Origin of the sequence: Paenibacillus sp. EKM10P, assembly GCF_011800655.1 — a bacterium.
Classification (GTDB): Bacteria; Bacillota; Bacilli; order Paenibacillales; family Paenibacillaceae; genus Paenibacillus; species Paenibacillus polymyxa.
Genome location: NZ_JAALET010000015.1, coordinates 1 through 20,698 on the forward strand (window position 1 = coordinate 1; position 20,698 = coordinate 20,698).

The 20,698-nt window shown below is 39.3% G+C and carries 22 protein-coding genes and 1 pseudogene; 3 read left to right on the top strand and 20 right to left on the bottom strand.

What is annotated here, in order from left to right; genetic code table 11:
- The 3 genes and pseudogenes from HFE01_RS27440 to HFE01_RS26985 all read left to right on the top strand — a co-directional run.
- Positions 1-1,128: pseudogene (locus HFE01_RS27440) on the top strand (hypothetical protein); the annotation flags it as partial.
- Between the two features lie 12 nt (positions 1,129-1,140).
- A complete protein-coding gene (locus HFE01_RS23075; protein WP_199767821.1) occupies positions 1,141-1,545 on the top strand; it encodes a hypothetical protein in 405 nt (134 codons plus the stop codon).
- Positions 1,546-1,988: 443 nt separating this feature from the next.
- Positions 1,989-2,276, top strand: a complete 288-nt coding sequence (locus HFE01_RS26985; protein ID WP_174820587.1) for a hypothetical protein — start codon at positions 1,989-1,991, stop codon at positions 2,274-2,276.
- A 27-nt stretch (positions 2,277-2,303) separates the two neighbouring features.
- Here HFE01_RS26985 and HFE01_RS23085 read toward each other — a convergent pair whose 3' ends face one another.
- The 20 genes from HFE01_RS23085 to HFE01_RS23175 all read right to left on the bottom strand — a co-directional run bounded on the left by HFE01_RS23085 (position 2,304) and on the right by HFE01_RS23175 (position 20,653).
- Positions 2,304-3,926, bottom strand: coding sequence for a recombinase family protein (locus HFE01_RS23085; protein ID WP_107735115.1), 1,623 nt, complete (start codon positions 3,924-3,926; stop codon positions 2,304-2,306).
- 90 nt (positions 3,927-4,016) lie between these two features.
- The gene (locus HFE01_RS27720) at positions 4,017-4,142 is read right to left on the bottom strand and encodes an SHOCT domain-containing protein (RefSeq protein WP_010348683.1); all 126 of its coding nucleotides are present in this window, start codon (positions 4,140-4,142) and stop codon (positions 4,017-4,019) included.
- A 64-nt stretch (positions 4,143-4,206) separates the two neighbouring features.
- Complete coding sequence (locus tag HFE01_RS23090) at positions 4,207-5,358, bottom strand: Ig-like domain-containing protein (protein ID WP_107735114.1); 1,152 nt, start codon at positions 5,356-5,358, stop codon at positions 4,207-4,209.
- The gene (locus HFE01_RS23095; RefSeq protein ID WP_107735113.1) at positions 5,355-5,642 is read right to left on the bottom strand and encodes a hypothetical protein; all 288 of its coding nucleotides are present in this window, start codon (positions 5,640-5,642) and stop codon (positions 5,355-5,357) included. The genes HFE01_RS23090 and HFE01_RS23095 overlap by 4 nt, the downstream gene beginning before the upstream one ends.
- Entirely contained in the window at positions 5,642-5,953 is a 312-nt protein-coding gene (locus HFE01_RS23100; protein ID WP_107735112.1) for a phage head-tail connector protein, read from the bottom strand. The genes HFE01_RS23095 and HFE01_RS23100 overlap by 1 nt, the downstream gene beginning before the upstream one ends.
- A complete protein-coding gene (locus tag HFE01_RS23105; RefSeq protein ID WP_107735111.1) occupies positions 5,946-6,164 on the bottom strand; it encodes a hypothetical protein in 219 nt (72 codons plus the stop codon). Before HFE01_RS23105 ends, HFE01_RS23100 begins: the two co-directional genes overlap by 8 nt.
- Positions 6,165-6,261: 97 nt before the next feature.
- Positions 6,262-7,092, bottom strand: a complete 831-nt coding sequence (locus HFE01_RS23110; protein ID WP_107735110.1) for a phage major capsid protein — start codon at positions 7,090-7,092, stop codon at positions 6,262-6,264.
- A gap of 30 nt (positions 7,093-7,122) precedes the next feature.
- Positions 7,123-7,737 (bottom strand): DUF4355 domain-containing protein, encoded by a 615-nt coding sequence (locus HFE01_RS23115; RefSeq protein WP_107735109.1) that lies wholly within the window; start codon positions 7,735-7,737, stop codon positions 7,123-7,125.
- Between the two features lie 779 nt (positions 7,738-8,516).
- Entirely contained in the window at positions 8,517-9,824 is a 1,308-nt protein-coding gene (locus tag HFE01_RS23120) for a phage portal protein (protein ID WP_107735107.1), read from the bottom strand.
- A gap of 635 nt (positions 9,825-10,459) precedes the next feature.
- A complete protein-coding gene (locus HFE01_RS23125; protein WP_174820586.1) occupies positions 10,460-10,747 on the bottom strand; it encodes a hypothetical protein in 288 nt (95 codons plus the stop codon).
- Between the two features lie 128 nt (positions 10,748-10,875).
- Positions 10,876-11,724, bottom strand: coding sequence for a copper amine oxidase N-terminal domain-containing protein (locus HFE01_RS23130; protein WP_107735116.1), 849 nt, complete (start codon positions 11,722-11,724; stop codon positions 10,876-10,878).
- Between the two features lie 106 nt (positions 11,725-11,830).
- Positions 11,831-13,381 carry a phage terminase large subunit gene (gene terL, locus HFE01_RS23135; protein ID WP_107735105.1) on the bottom strand — a complete coding sequence of 517 codons (1,551 nt, stop codon included), beginning with the start codon at positions 13,379-13,381 and terminating at the stop codon, positions 11,831-11,833.
- A gap of 175 nt (positions 13,382-13,556) precedes the next feature.
- A complete protein-coding gene (locus tag HFE01_RS23140; RefSeq protein ID WP_107735104.1) occupies positions 13,557-14,402 on the bottom strand; it encodes a tyrosine-type recombinase/integrase in 846 nt (281 codons plus the stop codon).
- A gap of 159 nt (positions 14,403-14,561) precedes the next feature.
- On the bottom strand, positions 14,562-15,305 hold the full coding sequence (locus tag HFE01_RS23145; RefSeq protein ID WP_044787548.1) for a hypothetical protein: 744 nt from the start codon (positions 15,303-15,305) through the stop codon (positions 14,562-14,564).
- Positions 15,306-15,366: 61 nt separating this feature from the next.
- Positions 15,367-16,020 carry a hypothetical protein gene (locus tag HFE01_RS23150; RefSeq protein ID WP_044787549.1) on the bottom strand — a complete coding sequence of 218 codons (654 nt, stop codon included), beginning with the start codon at positions 16,018-16,020 and terminating at the stop codon, positions 15,367-15,369.
- A gap of 163 nt (positions 16,021-16,183) precedes the next feature.
- Complete coding sequence (locus HFE01_RS23155) at positions 16,184-16,345, bottom strand: hypothetical protein (RefSeq protein ID WP_167438494.1); 162 nt, start codon at positions 16,343-16,345, stop codon at positions 16,184-16,186.
- 18 nt (positions 16,346-16,363) lie between these two features.
- The gene (locus HFE01_RS23160) at positions 16,364-17,629 is read right to left on the bottom strand and encodes a DNA modification methylase (RefSeq protein ID WP_107735103.1); all 1,266 of its coding nucleotides are present in this window, start codon (positions 17,627-17,629) and stop codon (positions 16,364-16,366) included.
- A gap of 558 nt (positions 17,630-18,187) precedes the next feature.
- On the bottom strand, positions 18,188-18,340 hold the full coding sequence (locus HFE01_RS23165; protein WP_167438493.1) for a hypothetical protein: 153 nt from the start codon (positions 18,338-18,340) through the stop codon (positions 18,188-18,190).
- 260 nt (positions 18,341-18,600) lie between these two features.
- Positions 18,601-20,436, bottom strand: a complete 1,836-nt coding sequence (locus tag HFE01_RS23170) for a DNA primase family protein (protein WP_107735102.1) — start codon at positions 20,434-20,436, stop codon at positions 18,601-18,603.
- Between the two features lie 19 nt (positions 20,437-20,455).
- Positions 20,456-20,653 (bottom strand): DUF5659 domain-containing protein, encoded by a 198-nt coding sequence (locus HFE01_RS23175; protein WP_025686111.1) that lies wholly within the window; start codon positions 20,651-20,653, stop codon positions 20,456-20,458.
- Between the last annotated feature and the right edge of the window lie 45 nt (positions 20,654-20,698).

Sequence of the window (20,698 nt, forward strand, 5' to 3'; positions counted from 1 at the left end):
AAAGCTAGGGCTGAAGCTGCTCTTAAAGCAGAAAAAGAAGCTAGAGCTAAAGCCCTTAAAGCGAAAAAAGAAGCTGCGCCACCAGAGCTTACAGATGAAGAGTATGAGAGAATTTATAGTGATTATGTCTATTGGGCTTCATTAGAAGGTGATCGCAGACCTGAAATTCCGCTAGGAAGCTACCGTGCTGAGGACGGGGTGGTTCGTATAGCGAATGGAGATCCAGATTTTAAATACTACGATGACTGGAAACAAAACTATCCAGGAGATTTTTTGGTTCTATCTAATCAAGAGGGCATCACACCGGAAGAACAACGATGGATGAGCTATGCAAACCTAACAGCAGAGCCGTTTGCACTCGACGGTCGAGGTGGTGAAGGTAGAGCCTTTAAAAATGAATTCTCCAAAATGAGCAAAGAAGGGGCATCTGAGAACGCTAGGCTCGCAAGAGTAAATGTGAGAAGAATTCAACAGCGAATAGATCAGAAGAGCATCACCACAAAAAATGCATCCGAACCTATTGAGAACACATCAGAAGTTATGCCTTCAAAAGCAGGCAAACCCAAGGAGAAACCTCCTAAAACTGAGGGGACGGGTAAACCTAATAAAAAGAGAGAAGAAGCGAATACCAAAAAGCGTGTATTGGAGAACATTGAGAAAAGTAAAGCCGCCCGAGAAACTTCAAATTACGATGAGTATTTAAGAAAAGAGAAGGAATTACTTAAAGAAATAGAGAAGAAGAATGTTCTTAAGGGGACGGGGAATGGTGGTAGGAATCTCCTTAACACTACAAATCCTAAGGATTTCCTTGATGAGGCTTTGGAACAACAGGGTCTGACGAGTATACCAAAGGGACTTAAGCATCCTTGGACAGCAGATGGATTTGTATATGAGGTAAGAATACATCCCGGTAATAGTCAACATACGAATGCGAATAGTATTTATAGAGTATCAAGAAAGTCAGCTCCAAATCCTGATCCTAAAATTCAAGGAAGTGGTACTGAGTATTTGGGGACGGATGGTAAGTGGTATAAGGAAAGTGAACTTAAAGAATTCTTTAAGGATGGAACGAAAAACCCTAATTTTAATGCCACTGGAGCAAAAAATACACATATAAATTTACCATAGGAGATGATTCTAGTGTTTATTATGAATTTAGATGAGGTAAATGTAGAGATTGACAAAATTAATACTTATTTAAGTAGATGCTTATGGATGGATTTTGAGTTTTGTCGTATGAACGCAGGACAAATTGTGTTGTCAGGTAGCATAGATCAAAGTAGTGATGAGTATGCAATTGATATTGAGTTTGAACAACCGTATTTTGTTTCTACTTTGTTTTTATGGCATGGGGATACATCTAAAATATTTATTGAATTGGCAAATGATGAAGAAGCAATGGAAATGAATCAAAAATACAATGTAGAATTTGGGAATTACATTTTCAAAATAAGTGTAGAGGGTTTTGATAGCCCGCCGATTATCATAGTGGCAAAAAAAATATCATGCAAAATCCTAAATGATAATCCTTTTCCAAAATCTTAATCTATCTACTCGAATACTGTCATAATCTTGATTTGTTAAATACTTTTCAAGGTTTATTTGGAGGAGGTGGGTGACGAATGAACCTATCACTCAACCAATAACACATATAACCCATGTAATACCCGTATAAAAAAATTCTTCATTTCGGTTGTACGCACATCAAATGCTTTAATTTTATAACCTAAATAACGCTACTGCGTTACATTGAACAGGTCAATTATGGTCAGATACTACTATGGTTGACCTGTTTTTTTGTTATCTTTATTACTTAAATAGGTATTTCACCTAATATTTCAATCTACACATAGACCCAAAATTCTCTTTATGAAAAATATTTTTTTAAAGATAATTCAACATCCCTCCACACAAAAATAATGACTTGCCATCCCTCCCCATCAGAGTTAACATACACACACTTCAACAAACGGGAGGGATAATACGCTATGTCAAATTGGCCAGATTGGTTTCTGGAAGCATTACGCCAACGATTTTATCAATTAGAACTTACCAGTGAGCAACAGGCTTCATGTTCATCAGAAGACAAAAATCTATTCACTCAAATGGATCAATTCAAAATGAATCAAAACGAGGATATTCAACATCTACTATCTGAATGGGAAGAAGCTATCGGCTATCAGCTAAGTCAGGACAAACAGTCCATCTATATGGAAGGAGTTAAAGACGGGATTCGATTGATCCTTCCCGTCATACAACCCACAGTTACTCGTTAGTCTATTTATCGTATTAGCCTATGTTTTTTAGTCCAGTATTTCATCCAAGCTCATTCCACTTTTCAAGGTAAAAACAAAATGCGCTGGTGAGAGAATAGTGATCTTCTCCACCAACGCATTAAATAGGTTATCATCAAATTGTTCCAGTATATCTTGCCGCGAGTTTAAAAGTTGAATAATCTCATCGACTCGTTCCTTAATTTTTTCCTTCTGATCCTCTTCCTCCTCTAATATCAGCATCTGTTGCCGTAGCTCGTTTAGCTCACTGGAAAGTCTGTTCGTTTCTTCATCATAAACCGTCTCATCGATCTGATTCCGCAGCTTAAGATTCACCAATTCCTTCAGGTCGGATTTCAATTGTTGCATCTGTCCTTCGATGTCCAATAGCGGTTCTTGCCCTACTTTGCTCGAAAGTACCGATTCAATATTGGCTTTCAACGTCTTTATGAATCTTTCCTTGTTCTCATACATCCGGTTGAACAATCGCACAAACGCGGAATGTAAAACTTGTTCATCAACTGATTTGGCATCACATACTGCTTTCCCTTCATTGACATACGTTTTGCATTGCCATACCACTTTTTTGGATGGATTATTGCTGTTCCAGGTTCGGCGTTTAAAAATGGCCTCGCAGCATCCACAATATACTTTACTGCTCAGTGCGTATTTACTGGAGTATCTTTTACTCTCTCCCATCACGCTCCCTTTCAGCTTGGCTCTTCGTTTCTTCTCCTTTTGCACCGTTTCAAATATTTCCTTGGATACAATCGGTTCATGGTTGTTTTCAATTAAATATTGCTGCTCCTGTCCCCGATTCTTTATTCGTTTGTGGGTTAGAAAGTCAACAGTTACCGTCTTTTGTTGTAGTAAAGCTCCGTAATATTTCTCATTGGTCAGAATTAAGGTAATGGAGGAATCCCACCACGTATCGCCACCCGTGACTGTTCTAATGTGATCTCGCATCAAACCTCTGGCTATCGCCTGATAGCTTTTCCCATCCAAATACTCCTCGTATATTCTGCGTACAATCTCTGCTTCTGGCTCATTAATCACCAGTTCACCATGTTCATCCTTATCATAGCCAAGGAAGCGAGTGGTGTTGCAGAAGACTTTGCCGTTTTGGAAGCCACGCAATATGCCCCATCGACTATTCTCAGAAATATTTCGGCTCTCGTCTTGGGCAAGGGAACTCAAGATGGTCAGCAATACTTCACCTGTGGTATCTAGTGTATTAATGTTCTCTCGTTCAAAGAATACAGCAACTCCGAGACTTTTGAGTTCCCGTACATATTTCAATAAATCCAGTGTATTCCTAGCAAATCTCGAAATCGACTTGACCAGAATCAGATCCAGTTTACCGTTTCGGGCATCCTGTATCATCCGATTAAAGTGTGTTCTATTTTTAGTGCTGGTTCCGGTGATGCCTTCATCGGCGTAAATATCAGCCATTTCCCATTCCAAGTTGTTTTGAATGTATTGGGTATAATGATTAACCTGGTTGGTATAGCTCTCCTTTTGCTCCTCAGAATCGGTACTAACCCGACAATAGGCAGCGACTTTCTTCTTTTGAATCGATTGAATTCCCTCTACGATGTTCAACGTTTTCACGGGAACGATCACGACTTTTTTTGCGGTTACGGCTTGTGCCATAGGTTTTTCTCCCTTCGATATCTTCTTTATACGGTCACATGGTATAATGCTTGCGGCACATCATCAAGTCCATTTCTGCCCATGTTATAGCTATTTAAAAGACTTTTTATTAAGCTCATCAATCGCTATAAACTCTTCTTCTGTAATGACATGTTGTGATCTCAATTGCTTCAATAGGCTCAGACTGAGTAGGTAGTCGATAGATTTTCGTTGCATATGTATGTGGCTCCTTTGAAATAAAAAATGGCTGCCCTCTAAGGCAAGCCGATAGATATAATGCTTAGAATAAATTTTTAAGGTTAATAGTCTTTTCTATGGTAATGCTAGGATCGCTTACTAAGGTAGCAGTCAGTACAAGTGCTCTATTAATCGCTCCACTACTGCTTCCTGCTTTTATGGTTACACTATTTCCTGTACTCGCTGTTATGCTTCCCATAATAGGAGTTGAATGATCTTGATTGCGTAGGCTCCACTCCACCGACTGGTCAAACACTTCTGTTCCATGATCATAGATATGGCTGACGTATGAGGTGCTTTGGCCTGTTTTGAGAATGGGATTACCAGTAATGGCTATCGAATAAATACGCGCTCCAGTTTCGACGACTCTCATTTCAATGGTACTCAGTACTGTTGGGTGATACGTTAATTTCGCGGTAATGCTTACTTGTCCCAAAGCGATGCCCATAACCTGACCTTGCTGATCTACACTAACCACATTCGGATCGCTCGAAATGAAAGTTATGGCTGGATTCGCTATCTCATTTCCATTATCCGTAGCAGTCACATTCAACGGTATTGTTTCGTTTAGAGGTACATGGACCATCGTTCCCTGATGAATATGTAATGCATATGTATGAGCAATCTCGTACTTCCATCGGTCTGCAATGTTATTTCCCACGTCATCATAAGCTGTATTTATGCTATCCAATGTGCAGCTTAACTGAATGATGCCATTCATCGTGCGATCAGTACCAGTTACTTTAAACGGCTGATGAGTCATATAAAATCGTTGGCTTAATGTAATGCCCTTCGTATCTGCGTTGTCCTGTAAACTGACCAGGATGCTTCCCTCCGGTATTGAAATAACCTTTCCTGTTTCCGTTAAAAACGTTCTGGCTTCTACCACAGCATCAAACCATTTCACTTGTCCATCCCGGTTTAAAGCTAGCCGTTGATTACACTTTTTCATTCTGCCTCGACAAGACTGTTCATTTCGATCCACCTGACTAGTAATTAAATAACGTTCATAACGATAATCCACGATATCACCTGTATGTAATAGTGTTGCTGCACGAATAATTTTTTCATCAGTCATTTGAATGATATCTGTCGCATCCCGGATCAGAGCAAGCTGCTTTACACTGTTGATATGCACAAGTTCGCCTTTCTCTCGTAGGAAGAAATCAAGCATCGGCTCTAAGCTCCGTGTCATTTCTCTACCTCCAATGCAAAATCTGCCTTACAGCGATACAGGTACAACTCCATATAATCGCTCCATTTCTTCATGTCCAAAATAATAAAAACATCCTTGCCAATTCGAATATAGCAGTTCGACAGCAATAAAGATTCCAATGGACAGAAAGCTCGATATGTCGTCTCCAGTGTGTAGCCATCTTCAAATAAAAAGCTTTTACGATAAGGTTGTATATCTGCCATCATTGACCGAATAGATATGAATTCAGCATCTAAAATTTCCAGCTTCGTATCGTAGAACATTAATCTGTCCCGACCTTGATTTTAGGTAAAGGAAGAGCAAGCCGGATACTTGTCGGAATGCCTGTTTCATAGGTGGCTGAGCGTTCACCTTCCTGCTTATTCATTAGGCCAATCGAATCCCTATTTTTATATAGATACACGGCATAATCGACCATGACTTCATCATATTCCACTGGCAGTGTTACCACATTACAATAGCCAAAAATATTACTCCTCGCTTTATTCAAATAGTGGATCAGGATATCATCCTTGGATATGTCTGTTGGTTCCATGCCTAATAATCGTTTCATCAAATCCATTAGCTCACTCATGTGCTGTCTCCTGTACCTCCTTTACCTGTTCCTTCTCGGTACGCTTCATGCTCTTGGTAGCTTGAGCTTTCGTTTGGGGTACATATTGCTTAGTCTCATCTGGTTGCGGTTCCTCTACTTGCTCATAATGCCTACTGGTCTGTAACCGCAGCATTAACTCCTGATCTGTGACTTCCCATGTGCAGCCTGTTTCCTGATTCAAAAACCACATCTTATCACCCTCCAAAATTAAAAATAAGGGCATCCAAAACGGATACCCAAACGTGTTTCTTCTATTATAATGTGTTTTCATATGATCCCATTTTCAATTAAGACTTATTGGCTGTGAGTACAGCGAGAGCTTCCGGCTTGATACATTTTGCTCCAAACACTTGCAACCCTTTCACTGCATCCGAGAATTGCTTCTCTGGTCTGAAGGCTTCAACCGAATCTACTTGACCTGCAAACGAAATCGCACTCTTATGACCTGCGATGATTTTATACTTGGCTCCTGTGGTATTCGGCACATTGTTGGATTTATAAACGGTCATGCCATCAATATCTCCCACATAGCCTGTACGGATAATGTTCGGGTCTTTGGTGAAACGAGCATCCTTCAAAAGCAAGCCATAGTACCATGCAGGAACCACCACGAATCGTTCGCTTTCCGGCACATTATTTTCGTCCAATAATACGCCTAAATCAATCAGTAAATCATAGGCTGTATCTTTGGTTGGAATTATAGGCGTTGTATCGTTACCAATTGTATTCTCAGCTTTAACCTCTGTGTAGAATCCAGCAAGATACTGATCGACCACATTGGCCAGTCCATACGAAGCTTCCACGATTCCACCATCCAGTAGATTTACATTCGCTTGGGCAGCATCTACATCATCCACTTGAAAATTGAAATACTTGGCCTGGTCAATCACCAACGTCTTTTGTGTAGCATCTAACTCCTGCGGATTACCGATTCCTGCCACCTTATCATAGTTGCCAATGGTTACTGCTCCAATCGAATTGATTTTTACTGTGGAACCTTGGCCTTTAATTTCACCTTCATAATCAGTGTTGACCACGTTCCCATACACCAGATTCTTCTTCAAACTCTCATTTAAACGTGCACTCCAAATTGTAGGAATAAAATTCTGTACTGACATATCTATTCACCCTATCCTTTTCGTTTATTATTATTTGTTTTGTAATGCTTGTTTGACTTGATCCCAATGCTGATTAATCTCGTTTGGGGACATCCCTTTAATCGAATCCAATGTAAATGTGCTACCTGTTGAACCAGCCGGAGGGGTATATCCATCCCCTTTAAGCCGTTGCTCGACTTGATGTTGTATAGCCTGTTGTAGTGATTGTTCCAACATAGCTAAATTCGCTATCGTCGCTTCTTCATCTGCACCAATAAAAAAATCCACTAACGGAAGTGGAAGTTTCTTTTCGGATGCAATTTTGATCGCTTGACTGGTTAACCGTTCACGTTGCTTCTCTAACTTCATATTTTCGACTTCGGCTCGTAGCTTCTCGACCTCGATATCTTTTTCATCCTTAGCCGGGAATCGCTTCTTGATTTCAGCATTCAGTAAATCCTCTAGATGATTGATTTTCCACGTTTCCAGCGATTTAGCGGATCGTTTGTCTACCGTGCTATCGAACCAACTTTTCGCATCCTTATTGGATTGGATGTATTGCTCTATCCCTTCCACGTTATACGGATTCAAACCCTGAAGATACGTTTGCCATTCCTCATTCATTTGGTTTTCTTCAATTAACTGCTTCATTTGTTCTAAATTCATTTTTGATAATCTCCTTTATTGCCCATTCGACTACGCAGAACCGAACACGCTTATATATGTATGGAGCCGTTTAATGTCATGCTCAGGACAGGGATGTTACGCTTTAGAAATCACAAAAACGAGGAAAAGGTACAAACATACCAACTCCCCACTTTTGCCTGTTTTTCATCCTTTGTTTATGCGTATTTTGGATAGCCTAAAGCGTTACATCCACCCTATTGCTTACCTAAACCTCAGAAACGTATATGTATGGTGAAACTGTATCATATTGAATATCATGTTCAAGACAATCATGTAACGCATTAGAAAACGCAAAAGTGACGAAAAGGTACAAGCATACCAACTCCTCATTTTCGCCTATTTTTAACCCTTTGTTTATATGACTTTTTCAACCTCTAAAGCGTTACATCGGGCTGTCTTTTTGTCTGAACTTCCGAACACGCGTCCTGATACTTTCTTTTCTCGCCCTACCTCTACACTTGTCACAATATTTCTGCCGATTCGAATTTGCCGAAAATGTTCCTCCACAACGTGTACAGTTCACCCTCGGCTTTGCTGTCTTAGGCTCAGTCTCTACATTACGTTTAAACTTATATTCTTGATCCAGCTTCTCGTCCATTGGCAAAACCCCATTTTCAAAATATGTACAACGGGGCAGAGCATCATTTTGACTAAAGAATATACATGGGCTATCTTGTAAACAGCAATAATTCGGGATGCCATGTTTCGTTCCGAGATAACACGCACAATTATTCTTAATCAGCCGCTTGATGCTATTTTTATTCTGCATTCGTTACCTTCTTATCCGTACCAACTAATCGTTGTTGTTCTGCATGAAATTTATTGAATTCCAGCTTGGGATTCTCTACAAACGGAAGCAACGTCAGCAGTGTTTCCTGTGAGACCACTTCTTTCAGTTTCACAATCACATCTGCCATCCCCACCAAATCTGTTGGCAGGTTCCTTGTGAATTTTACGGCGATATCTCGATAATCATATTGAACGCCTTCTTTAATGTGCAGGAACGCAAAGAAATTTCGTAGACGCTGCTTGATCGCCTTTTCCATCAACGCTTCACGCATCGCCACTCGATTCTCCAAATTTAGCAACTTATTTCGCAGTGCCAAGGAGGAGGTATTACTGGCCCAGTTTTCATTAAAATTAACCTGATCCATCATGTCGAAAATTTTGCGTTCAATGTTATCCAACTCGTTTTTCACAAAGGAATCATTAATCTCCTTCGTAAGCCAGCTTACCTTTCCTCCAGCCGGAACCTGAATAATGCCCATCTTCTTCATATTCAATAAGTCCTCAGCTTCCAGCTTTGCATTCTCAATCACCAGATAGGCGTTACGGTGATCTGCAATTTCATTGACCAAATCAGAGTTCAAAGCGTTATAGGCATCAAATAAAGAAATCACATCCTGGAAGCCGCTTTTTCTCTCCGTATTGGCTGGACAAGAGATAAGCGGGACTCTTCCAAAGATGTGATTATGTTTGCCGATATATTTCAATTCAGGTGCTTGGTTCTGCTTCATTTGATTATTTTTATTATCACTACTAATTGTATAGTGTAGAATCTCATGGTCAGTATACACGTCTAAATACACCTGCTTATCAAAACGTCTCATAAATTTATGTAGGCCAAGTAATACATTTCGTTCTGCTGTTCCGTCTTCCAACACATACGCATTTAAAGGAGATAATACCGTGGCTGAAAACTGTCCATCCGAGTCGATATAGTTCAATTCAAAGCTCTCACCAAAGATTTCGGATTGTTTCCGAAGCTGTAGATTATGCTCTTTGTTCCAATGACTCATATGTACGTCAATGTTATGTATAGCCTCATCCTGATCTGACTTGGACACATAGTTTACTGGCTTACCAAGCAGATAACCCACTTCGTTATCTACAAACTTACGAGGGAAATTAAAAATAAGCTTTTGATTACTTCGACTTTCTTGCATCGCATAGTTCTTGAGAATAGCATGCTGACCATCATAGTAATCTGCATATTTCTGTTTGGCTAATGCAGCCAATTGGAGTTCATTTAGACATTCAATTATGATGGACTCGGTTATTTGCAAATAGGTTCTTCCTTTCAAAATAGATAAAGTAATTGTTGCTTAAATAAATAAAAGAACCACCTTTAATAAGATAGTTCCTTGTTAAACCAATGTTTCCGTTAGCATATTGATCACATCGATGTGATGCCTATCGCTAAAACTAATAAACCCAAAAGACCTAATCCTATAATAAATTGCAATATGGAAAACATCCATATTAATCTTGGAGGGCAGTTAACCCCAAGCATGCCAAAAATAATTCCACTCAATCCAGTGCTTACCCAATATATATCCCCCCAGGGTCTCGGGAATTTATATAAATGGTTAGTCAGGTAGACAAACAGAAAGCTTAATTCGTACAGCAAAGAACAAATCACTAATACTGAAAGTGTATATCGTGTCCGTCTAGTAAGACTCATAAATTTCGGTGAAAATCTAATTCTAATACTTTGTGCTAATGGCATGATAACACCTATAACCCCCAAAAATAGCAATAAAGCCATTAAAGTAAACGTCAAGTCAGCACCTCCTTAACCCTGAATGCCCTTACGAACGAAAAAGAAGTTTGTTTCTGTTTACTGCCCGTTAGCTGAAAGACTGCCGATCAGTTAGTTGAACTCTCGTAATTGAGTATTCTTTCAACGCTAATACTCTGCTTAAGTGAAGTATGGGAAGTGATCGCGGATAAAATGAGTTAATGCATCCTTCAAATTTCTATGCTCTTTTATATATTGGAACAAGATGGCCGAGGTAAGCACGGTTTCATAGTCCTCGATAGTAATAGTCCAGAACGGTGGTTCCTCAGGGTTATAACTAAATTCGCTAACGATGCCATATGCTACACCTAGCTTGTCAATTCTCTCGTGTAGGATCTGATAGATCTCACCACTCAATTGATGAATATCACTCTGTTCCAGAGCCTTCTCCTCATTCCAGCCGTTCATAGAATATTAACCTCCTTACATACCCGTGATTAAGCAAACGGGGATTATAACAAGCATCTATTGGCATCGATATACTATTACAAGCTCGTCAACTATCGTTCCAATTAGTGTAATAAGAAAAAATCACTTTATACAACTGTATTACTTATAACCTTCAGAAAACCGTTCTTTTTAGCGGTATAAATTAACTCTTCAATGGATCGATTTGCGGTATCGCTAAACAAGTACCACTCATCTTTAGATACGTCATGAATCAAAATCTCTGGATATCCTGTTAAAGATTCAGATGGAAAAGAACGAATTAAAGAATAAACATCAAAACGAACTAAGCTGTTCCCTTTTGGGTCTAGAAAATCATATTGCGCATTTTTATAATAGGACCCAAGTGTGTCAATAGTACCTCTCCAAGAGTAGTTTGCAGGTGCTTTGATCTTTTTACCTTTGTTTTTCACCAAAATATTATAGATCGTTTTGTTATATGCATTTCCATTAATTCGCTGAACTACGCCGCCCATAGTCATATGGTATTCATGTTGCAATGCTTTTACTTGTACACCGTCTATAAACAATGGTTCAGTATCAACAGTCACTACAAAGTTGTTGTAATTGACATGGCATCCAAACGTCTCTGCAATAAAACGAAGTGGAACAAATATACGATTATTCTTCATGTATGGTTTAACATCAAGCAGCATCTTTTCACCATTCTTCTCCGCTGTACTACTGTTCAGTGTTAATATAACTTTCATATCGCTTTTAGCGAGAATAACCCCGGAATTGGACCATTCGACGCTAGCCCCCAAATTTTCACTAATAACACGTAAAGGTACCATTGTACGTTTGTTCTTCATTTCAGGCTTCACATCGGATGCAATAGCAACACCGTCAACTTTGATTTGATTTTCTGCTGCATACGTAGTTGACGATAAAATAAATAAAAAGATTGCAAGAAAAACCCCAAAGAATGCTTTTTTCATAAATGTAGCTCCTTTTTTGGTTAAATTCGTTGCACAGTAACTTTCCCCCATATTAAGACGCAGCTGGATAAAATTTGTTGCACTTCCCTGCCCATTAGCAGAACCCTCAAAACAACAAACTGCGATCATAAAACTTTAAACTCTTGACCGACTGAATCAATTGAACAGCCCCATATAAACTGTCTGGCGCATCGTCGTATGTACAGTTTCGATTGTAATCCTTCACTTGATGGTTATATCTGAGGTTATCCGAATTGAAAAGAATATGGCCCTTCTTCACTTCCGGCTCCAAGCTAATAATTCGTTCATGCTTCTGCCCCTTGGAATGGACACTTTCAACAGGCGTATGTATCTTCGCTTTCCATAATTCTTCTTCAAACTTTTGCTTCATGTAGCTTTGTGCCTGATTTACCTCAAAACCGAGCTTATCTACAGGGTAAAGCTTCAATTTCTCAATAGCCACTTGAAATAAATCATCCGGCAGCAGTTTATAGATATTGCCGTCAATCACATACATTTGCTTCGTCCTTCGGTGTTGCCCAATAATTGAAATAGCCGAATAGTCATTTTTCTTCCCGGCCTTAATCGCTGGATCAATGTACATCGTGATTTCCATGTCCTCAAATTCAGGCAATCTGTCCCAATACATGAGATTCTGAAATATGTATTCATCGGTTGAACGCGGATCATTTTGTAATTCTTTATAGAAACTCTTTTCACCCATAGCTTGCTTCTTGCACATCAAATAATAATAGTCCAAATACTCGCTCCACAGGATTTCCGTACCCTTCAGCATTTCCTCCTCATGAGCTATAAAAAAAGATAAGGCCGTATTGATCCTATCTTCATCCTGCAAATTATTATATTGTCGCTCCCACTCTGACCACAGATCATCACGCTCTGAAAATTGAAGCACGGCTGCTTTACGAACACTTCTCACACCCGGTATCTTACCTTTGAGCAAATCGGCCATAATATCTTCTTCGTTCAAGATCGTTCCACAAATCAGAATATTCGTATCCCTTGTGCCAATAGGCAAAATGACATCCGTAAACGTATTTTTAATTTGTTCTCGTTTGGCTTCGGATCGTGCAGTGTCTTCCTTGAGCAAATCATCCATCAACACCAGCGTAGGACGGTGATGCTTATAATGGATACCTCTCAAGCTACCATCAATCCCGCGAATCATAATACATGAGTCCAGTCCACCTTTACTCTTGAGCCATATTTCATTGTTGTTCCAGCGGCCCCCTTTACGAATCCCAAAATCTTCAATCAGCATCTGATTGGTTTCCAGCTCATCTTTGATCATATCGAGGAAGGGCAATGCAATCTGCTCTGTGGCAGATATGATCAATGTAAATTGTGATTTATCATATAAAGTTGCATACAGCGGAAATAAAAAAGAACTGATCGTTGACTTTCCATGCTCCCTTGGGAGTCCGAAAGCTGTAATCAGTCCTGTATTCGCAAGCATATGTCTTAATTCCGAAAATAACTCTTTGTGAAACTTGCCAAATGCTCGATCAAAATATTTAGGAAAATAGGCCAATGCAAAATATTCAATGTCTATCTCACCGATTAGCTTTCTTAGTTCAGAGAAAGAGAATGTTTCAATTAATTGTTTCATTTTGGGCGGCTTAAAATGCTTCTCCATGTATTGCTTCAGCAGTTCAGCTTGTCGCTGCTCTTCTTGCTTTATCGTTTCAATCGGTATAGCTCCTTTCTCATATTCACTATAAAATCATCGCAAAAATTTCTGTACCCTTTGCTGGCGCCTCCGTTTATCTACATAGAAGCCCCCCTCCCTCCACGACAAAAAGAGTGGCTCATCACCACTCGATATTTGCCAAAGCTTCCGCCATATCCTGCTGTGTTGTTAGGGTATAGATATTGGTGGTTGCTACATGATCATGTCCAAGAATTTGCTGGATGGTCGTCAATGGAGTCGTTTTTACCAGCTTATAGCCAAGTGTATGCCTGAGCATATGGGGTGTGACCTTTACGTTGACTCGATCCCCATATTTGTTCAGAATCAGGTTGATTGCATTCCGTTCCAATGACCCTCGCTGCCCAATACATAAATATTCTGATTCCACTGTTGGCCTGACTTCAAGATATCGGGTAATGGCTTTTCGCACATCCTTATTTAATGGAATAGTACGAAATGAATTCCCTTTACCTAATACCTTCAACAATCCTTTGCGTTCACTTATTTCAATATCCTTCAGCTTGATACCAACCAATTCGCTTACCCGTATCCCTGTACCCAGCAGCAATTCAATCATACAGATATGCATCCGATTGCCCATCCGGTGAATTTCATTCCGCAGCTTCCACAAATCCTTTTCTGCTAACCCTTTGTATTGGCTAACAACCTTATTCCTGACCGCTTCGATATGTATTTCTTCCTTTATGTAGCCTTGCTGATGCATCCACTGTGAAAATACGTTGATACTGGCGATCTTTCGGTTGATGGTTAGTATCGCTTGGTTGGTGCTTTGCAGATACTTCTTGTATTCTACGCCATCCAATTCAATCCACTTGTCCAGCCCAAATTCTGTTTTCCTTTGATACCAGGTTATAAACTGCAATACGTCCCGAATATAACAGGAAACCGTATTTTCACTCCGATCCTTGCTCCGTAAATGTGCTTCAAACCCTTGAATATACTTCATTTTCTCCCCCACCCTTCGCTCGTGTGTCACATCATAGCGTTGATGTGGGGGAAAGTCCACTGATTACATAACTTATCTTATGCACTTAGTTTGGGCAATTTACAGGCTCATTCAGGGCTGAAACTGGCGTTTATCTATGCAAATACTGACGACATAACGTTACGACTGCGAATCATCCGGCTCTATATATCCTTCCTCCATTTCGACCGATTCCTCAATAGCTTCATAATCGGCATCCACTACATCGGCTTCGATCATATCCAGGAATAGCTGCTTTCGCTCCTGTTCCAGTGCCTTCGTATTGACCACTAGCTCACGGCGATCATTCCACTCGTTAGGTGCACGATTCTTCAAATAGAAGATCATCGCTGTCGGATTGGGAGGCTGATACCTTTTTACCTTTTCAATACGTGTCTTCTTTTTTCCATTTTTGTCCTCTTCAATAATCGTTTTTATTTCTTCATATTCATACCCTGTAGCAGCTTTCAAAAGTGAATTCTCCACGTGTGAGATAGGGACAGATCTGCTCCATTTGACTAGTTCAGCCAGCATCGGATGCTTATCAATATACTCGTACCAAGTCGTTTTACCAATGTCGAGTTTCTTGATAATGTCCTCTGCATTCACGCCTTCTTCGAACCATTGCTGAATCTCCGCTAACCGAGGATATACATGAGTTTCCCACTTGGTTGGACGTTCCAATGCTTCCGCAAATTTGGGGTGCTTCCTGCGATAGTCACCTAACGTCCAGATATGAATATTTAATCGCTTAGCAATCTCCTCATCTGTTGCCCCCTCACGTACCCAAACAGGAATATCCCTGAGCCTTGGCACAACAAATTGATCATATTTGGTCAGTATTTTAGGTTTATTTCTTTTTGGATTGTTACTATTCTTACTCATTAACTCACCTCCATCACGAAAAAAAGCCTATGCGAATGTGCATAGACTTCTGTTTTTAAGGTTACCATTCCTTAGCAGGCTGCATCTCTGGGAATTTCCGTTGATACGTTTTAAATAACACATACTTTTGTAAACCTTTGGATTGATGCAAGGCTTGTTGTGCTAGTTCAATGGCATCTGCATAATGATTTGATTTCAGCTCCAATTCGGAAAGAAGCGCGTTTTTCATCCATGGCGTTGGAATCTCATGAATGATTTTGAGAGCTTCCGTATTATTTCCTTCTTCTATACACACGATAGCTCGATAGTAATTTTTATATGCAGGTGGTTTGATCAATTCGATTTCTTCTTTAACCGTCAGAATTTCTTTTTTATAGAAAGCAAAAACGGTTTTATATAACGCTTGTTTGTGAATTCCCTTATACTTTTGGAGCAATAGTCGGATTGAGTCTTCTACTTCTTCATCGATTTCATGGGCTAGAGCATAAAATAGATGGTATTCTGGCTTACTCTTTCGCGACAGTAAAAACTTTTCAATTCTCTTCAAATTAGAATCCCATAATACAGTAAAAAGAATAGGCATATATAGTATCAAAAATATCAGGATGAAAATGATTATAAAAGCTAACGCATTATTGATGTGTAAACGATCCACAATCATCCACATGACAATGACAAATACAAATGTGACAAGATTTCTTATATTCCAGATCATCTAGCTTCCCCTTTTCATGCTGTTGAACATGTTGATTTATCTTATCAGATTTAATTCAACAAATTTGAATGTAATCCCTTCTTTTCCCTATAAGTAGTAACTATATCGCCGACATCAAAAAAAGAGAACAGACTATGATAGCCCATTCCCCATATGTATCAGCTTACCCTTCCAATTCAGCCTCGTAAAACAACTCGATATCCTCAATCACCTTTTGAATCAACTCGTTATCCTCTTGAGCCTCCTCAGCCCCTAGCACATTTACCTTTTCGGCTTGCATGCCCTTTAGGAACCGAATCACCATATTCACTTTTGCCTTACCCAATTCAATCACCCTTTCGGTTTAGTCAGCACATGATACCTCTGACCTTGCCGACTCAGCAACAACTTCATGATAACCATACTGATTACCATCTCGAACCAGATACACGCCGCTATAATCGCCAACATGGGCAATATATCGCTTCACAATCACATCAACATATTTAGGATCAAGCTCACTCGTATAGCAAATCCGATCCGTTTCCTCACAAGCAATCAACGTTGAACCTGAACCACCAAATGGATCAAACACAATATCACCAAACTTGCTCGAATTTTTAATCGGGTAGCTAATCAGGGGAATCGGCTTCATCGTGGGATGATATTCATTCCGAAAGGGGCGATCAAATTGCCATAATGTAGTCTGCTTACGATCACTATTCCAATAGTGTCCACTTGTCGGCTTCCAACCATATAATACGGGTTCGTGCATCCAGTGATAATCGGCATGTCCCATTACCATCGCCTGCTTAGCCCATATACAACATTGTGCCAGTTTGAATCCAGCTTCAATAAATGCCTTCCTAAAATTTAAACCTTCACTATCAGCGTGGAACACATAGATGCTTGCTCCGTCATCTGCTACTTCAAACATTCGGGTATAAGCTGCCAATAGGAAATTATAAAACTGGTGATTGTCCATTTTATCGTTCTCTATTTTCAATGCATCCTTCGTCTTGCCCGTATAATCCACATTATAAGGTGGGTCAGTTACAATAAGCCGAGCCTTCTTACCATCCATCAATAATGTAATATCCTGCTGATTAGTTGAATCTCCGCATATGAGCCTATGCTTCCCAAGTAACCAGATGTCACCTTTTCGAGTTATTGGATGTTCAGGTAATGCTTCTTCCACATTAAAATCATCCTCATCATCGGCTGTATCTTCATGTAATGTATCCAGCAATTTCTCACACTCGCTCATATCAAATCCAGTTAGAGAAAGATCATAATCAGCCAGTTTTAATTCTTCCATTTCCTGCGCCAACAATTCAAAATTCCAATCTGCATACTCAGCCGTTTTGTTATCAGCGATTCTGAAGGCTTTGACCTGTTCAGGAGTTAAATCATCCACCAGTATCGTTGGAACTTGCTTTAATCCAAGCTTCTTGGCTGCTAACAAGCGTGTATGTCCTGCTATGATTTCATGATTGCTGTCTATTAGAATTGGATTCTTAAATCCATAATTTTGAATACTTGTTGCTACATAATCTACAGCTTTCTCATTATTTCTGGCGTTTTTTATGTACGGATTTAACGTTTCTACGTTTACGAATTTGATTTCCAATCCACTTGATCCCCTTTTCTAAACTCGCTTTTAAAAAGGCTGCAATCCACATCCAAGTGAAAAACACACCAACTACAGTAATAAATCGTGATATTTCTACGAATATTGCTTGCAACATTAATAGCATTCTTGTTACTCCTCTCTAAATGAAAAAGGAACCCTAGCTCATAGCCAGAGTTCCCGTGTAGTCTAATTTGTAAATCTGCTCAATGTGTCACGTGACACATTTTACTCTTTGTAAGTTCAAGTCCTCAATTCGTGTGGTTTGAAATTTTGAAAATATCAGCCTACATTCAGCAAGATTAATTTCTATATGTAAATCAAAAATTTTAAAACGATATTCCTAGCCAGTTAATAATATGACTTGATTATGTGTATGAATTCTGCTGAATGTATATATAATGTATTTGTGGGATAGGGGAAACTCTCCAAATATTTTCCTTCGTTTCGCTTGAGCTGCACTTCGGACAAATATTTGCTGCCGCTGTTTCCCCTCCCACACCCAACCCCATTGCGGCTTATTAAGTTCACTTTCGCAACTCCAATCATCCCTTTACTCTAAAATTCAGGCTGATGAACAAATATATTCAATCCCATCATAGCCTCCCTACGGGCTGACAAGCCCATGATATAAACCTCATTATTAGGCTGATGTTTCCTATTCTCCGTCCGTTTGTTTCCAACCTTATGACGATCAATTCCTATCTTCACTTCAATTTCTCCAATATAATTGCAGATTTTTAAAAGCTGTTTCCATGTTTCCAGTTTTGAGCACTCCTTATCATATATACACTCCTCACCAGCACATAATATTCGATCAAATATTATTATATGTATTTCTCTCAAGAGTTAAAAAAACAGGAAACATGGAAACAAACTCATGATTCTCTATGTAAACAAACTATTTTTCCGTTTCCAATTGTACTCAAAACAGAAAACGGACAGGAAACAAATGTATCAAACAGGAAACATTATATTTTGATACCAAACCAAAAGGGAACTGAGCTGCCACTTATTGTTTTGGCCTTCTTCCGGTAAATCTTATCCTTAAGTTTTGCATCGAGATGCTTATTAAATTTAATCGTCGTTTCAGGTTTAAATCCACCTTGTTTACACCATGCAGCATACTTCGCATATAACCTTTTACATTCGATTCGGCTTTCATGTTGTTTTGAAGCTTCACTTTCGATTTGACATTCTTCATCTATGAACAGCATAATGACATCCGATTCCATTTGATACGTTTTAACTTGATCCTTAATCGTTTGTGAATATGAAAATCCACCTTGTTGTTCGAGTCGTCTTAATCCCTCAAGCGCATAATTCAATAATGTCGATAAAGCAGATGGAGTCGTCAGTTTATGAATTAATTTAGTGTCCTTTTGTTGATCCGTAAATTTACGATTAAAAGGAAACACCATCAGCCTTCTAAAAAATCCATCACTGTTGTCATTACTTTTTGGCAATTCATTCGCACTAAACAACAGTTTACAAAACGGTTCAAAGTTAAAGGGATCTTTCCCCTTTTTCTCTGCGTTTAAGCCTTCGCCACTGGCAAGCACCTTGAGGTTACCTGTTGAGTTCAATGCATCCGCAGGGATATCTGTAAAGCAATTCAGCACTTTTCCATAAAGTTCAGCAATTTTAAACCTTGATCTGTCTCCTTCTAAATCTTGAATTTTAACTTTGGCTATATTTAGCTTACCTATCATCGCTTCAATCGTTTTAATCAATACCGATTTCCCGTTGCTTCCCGTACCTGTGAATAAAAATATTTTTTCATACTCCAAGGTAGGAATCAGAAAATAGCCGATCATTTCAAACAATGTTGCATGCGTATCCTGTTCCAGCACAGATTCGATAAACTTAAGCATGACAGGGTCATTGGCCGTAGGATCATATAGGACAGGAAATTGAATAGTGCTCCGTCTATCAGGCGTATGCTCCCTTAACTCTCCCGTTTTCCAATTCAACAAACCGTTTTTCACATTAATATAGTCGTCCAACAGATTCATTTGGGTTCCTGCAATATAACTTTGGGCTTCTATGTAATAACGTGCTTCCTTAATCCGACTATGGCGAAACTCATTGTCCAGCAGGGTAACGGATAATTGCTCCAGGTGACGCTCACCATCATTGACATATACGCCCTGATCATACCGATACAAAAACGTACCATCAGAAAAACATTTCATATGCTGATCTATAATATCTTTACCGTACCAGATAGGCTGGAATTTCTTCTGATTCCCATTCATCTCAAAGTATTTCCTATAGTTAGGCTCAATCGATGGCGGATTCTCCTCTGCCGACTTTTCGTCACCTTTGAACACATCTGAAATATCCAAATAAGATATAGGCTTAGAATTGCTTTGACTCCGGTAATACTCTTCCTCATGAGCTAACCATTCTTCATATTGTTCGGCAAGCCACTCTTGATATTCAGGATCATTCGCTTTCCGTTCTTCCTCTGCAATCCGTTGTTCAAGTTCCCAATTCTCAAAAAACGCGATCTCCTTCTTGAAATACGCTCGTTCCGAATCGGTCATATATTTTTCGTCCGTGTATGTCCACCACGTTTTGCCACCATTATACGAAAACTCCAACTCATATGGAGGATAATCAAACTGTATCCGATACTGTTTATCGATATCTTCCTTGGTGATCGGCTTCCACATACCATCTATCCAAGCTTCTACTTGTTTGCTATTGCTATTTTTTCGTACATCCACCTGTTTTCCGTTAATGGTGAATTGGTCAATATAATACTTGTGTTTATCATCGTGCTTCTCTAAAGCTATTGTCATATTGTTATGATCCCCCTTATTAATAGATATTATCGACTACCTGTTTAAATTCGTTATATTGTTCCATGGCTTTCCTCAATGGAGGTGAATCCTTGAATATAAATACTTTCCGATTGGAATCCTTTAAATCTACTTTTTCATCCATTTTATGAAACCGATTAAACATCAACCATCCTGCCATCCGAGACTGGGTAATGACAATGGTATGGCTTTCCATATTTGACCTCCCATCTAAATAACTGATTGGAATGTGAAAGGTGAA

Bases quoted from the DNA above. Each gene is read 5' to 3' on its own strand.
- HFE01_RS26985 (WP_174820587.1), top strand. From the start codon at position 1,989: ATGTCAAATTGGCCAGATTGGTTTCTGGAAGCATTACGCCAACGATTT.
- HFE01_RS23085 (WP_107735115.1), bottom strand. From the start codon at position 3,926: ATGGCACAAGCCGTAACCGCAAAAAAAGTCGTGATCGTTCCCGTGAAA.
- HFE01_RS27720 (WP_010348683.1), bottom strand. From the start codon at position 4,142: ATGCAACGAAAATCTATCGACTACCTACTCAGTCTGAGCCTATTGAAG.
- HFE01_RS23090 (WP_107735114.1), bottom strand. From the start codon at position 5,358: ATGACACGGAGCTTAGAGCCGATGCTTGATTTCTTCCTACGAGAGAAA.
- HFE01_RS23095 (WP_107735113.1), bottom strand. From the start codon at position 5,642: ATGTTCTACGATACGAAGCTGGAAATTTTAGATGCTGAATTCATATCT.
- HFE01_RS23100 (WP_107735112.1), bottom strand. From the start codon at position 5,953: ATGAGTGAGCTAATGGATTTGATGAAACGATTATTAGGCATGGAACCA.
- HFE01_RS23105 (WP_107735111.1), bottom strand. From the start codon at position 6,164: ATGTGGTTTTTGAATCAGGAAACAGGCTGCACATGGGAAGTCACAGAT.
- HFE01_RS23110 (WP_107735110.1), bottom strand. From the start codon at position 7,092: ATGTCAGTACAGAATTTTATTCCTACAATTTGGAGTGCACGTTTAAAT.
- HFE01_RS23115 (WP_107735109.1), bottom strand. From the start codon at position 7,737: ATGAATTTAGAACAAATGAAGCAGTTAATTGAAGAAAACCAAATGAAT.
- HFE01_RS23125 (WP_174820586.1), bottom strand. From the start codon at position 10,747: ATGAACGGCTGGAATGAGGAGAAGGCTCTGGAACAGAGTGATATTCAT.
- HFE01_RS23130 (WP_107735116.1), bottom strand. From the start codon at position 11,724: ATGAAAAAAGCATTCTTTGGGGTTTTTCTTGCAATCTTTTTATTTATT.
- terL (WP_107735105.1), bottom strand. From the start codon at position 13,381: ATGGAGAAGCATTTTAAGCCGCCCAAAATGAAACAATTAATTGAAACA.
- HFE01_RS23140 (WP_107735104.1), bottom strand. From the start codon at position 14,402: ATGAAGTATATTCAAGGGTTTGAAGCACATTTACGGAGCAAGGATCGG.
- HFE01_RS23145 (WP_044787548.1), bottom strand. From the start codon at position 15,305: ATGAGTAAGAATAGTAACAATCCAAAAAGAAATAAACCTAAAATACTG.
- HFE01_RS23150 (WP_044787549.1), bottom strand. From the start codon at position 16,020: ATGATCTGGAATATAAGAAATCTTGTCACATTTGTATTTGTCATTGTC.
- HFE01_RS23170 (WP_107735102.1), bottom strand. From the start codon at position 20,436: ATGACAATAGCTTTAGAGAAGCACGATGATAAACACAAGTATTATATT.
- HFE01_RS23175 (WP_025686111.1), bottom strand. From the start codon at position 20,653: ATGGAAAGCCATACCATTGTCATTACCCAGTCTCGGATGGCAGGATGG.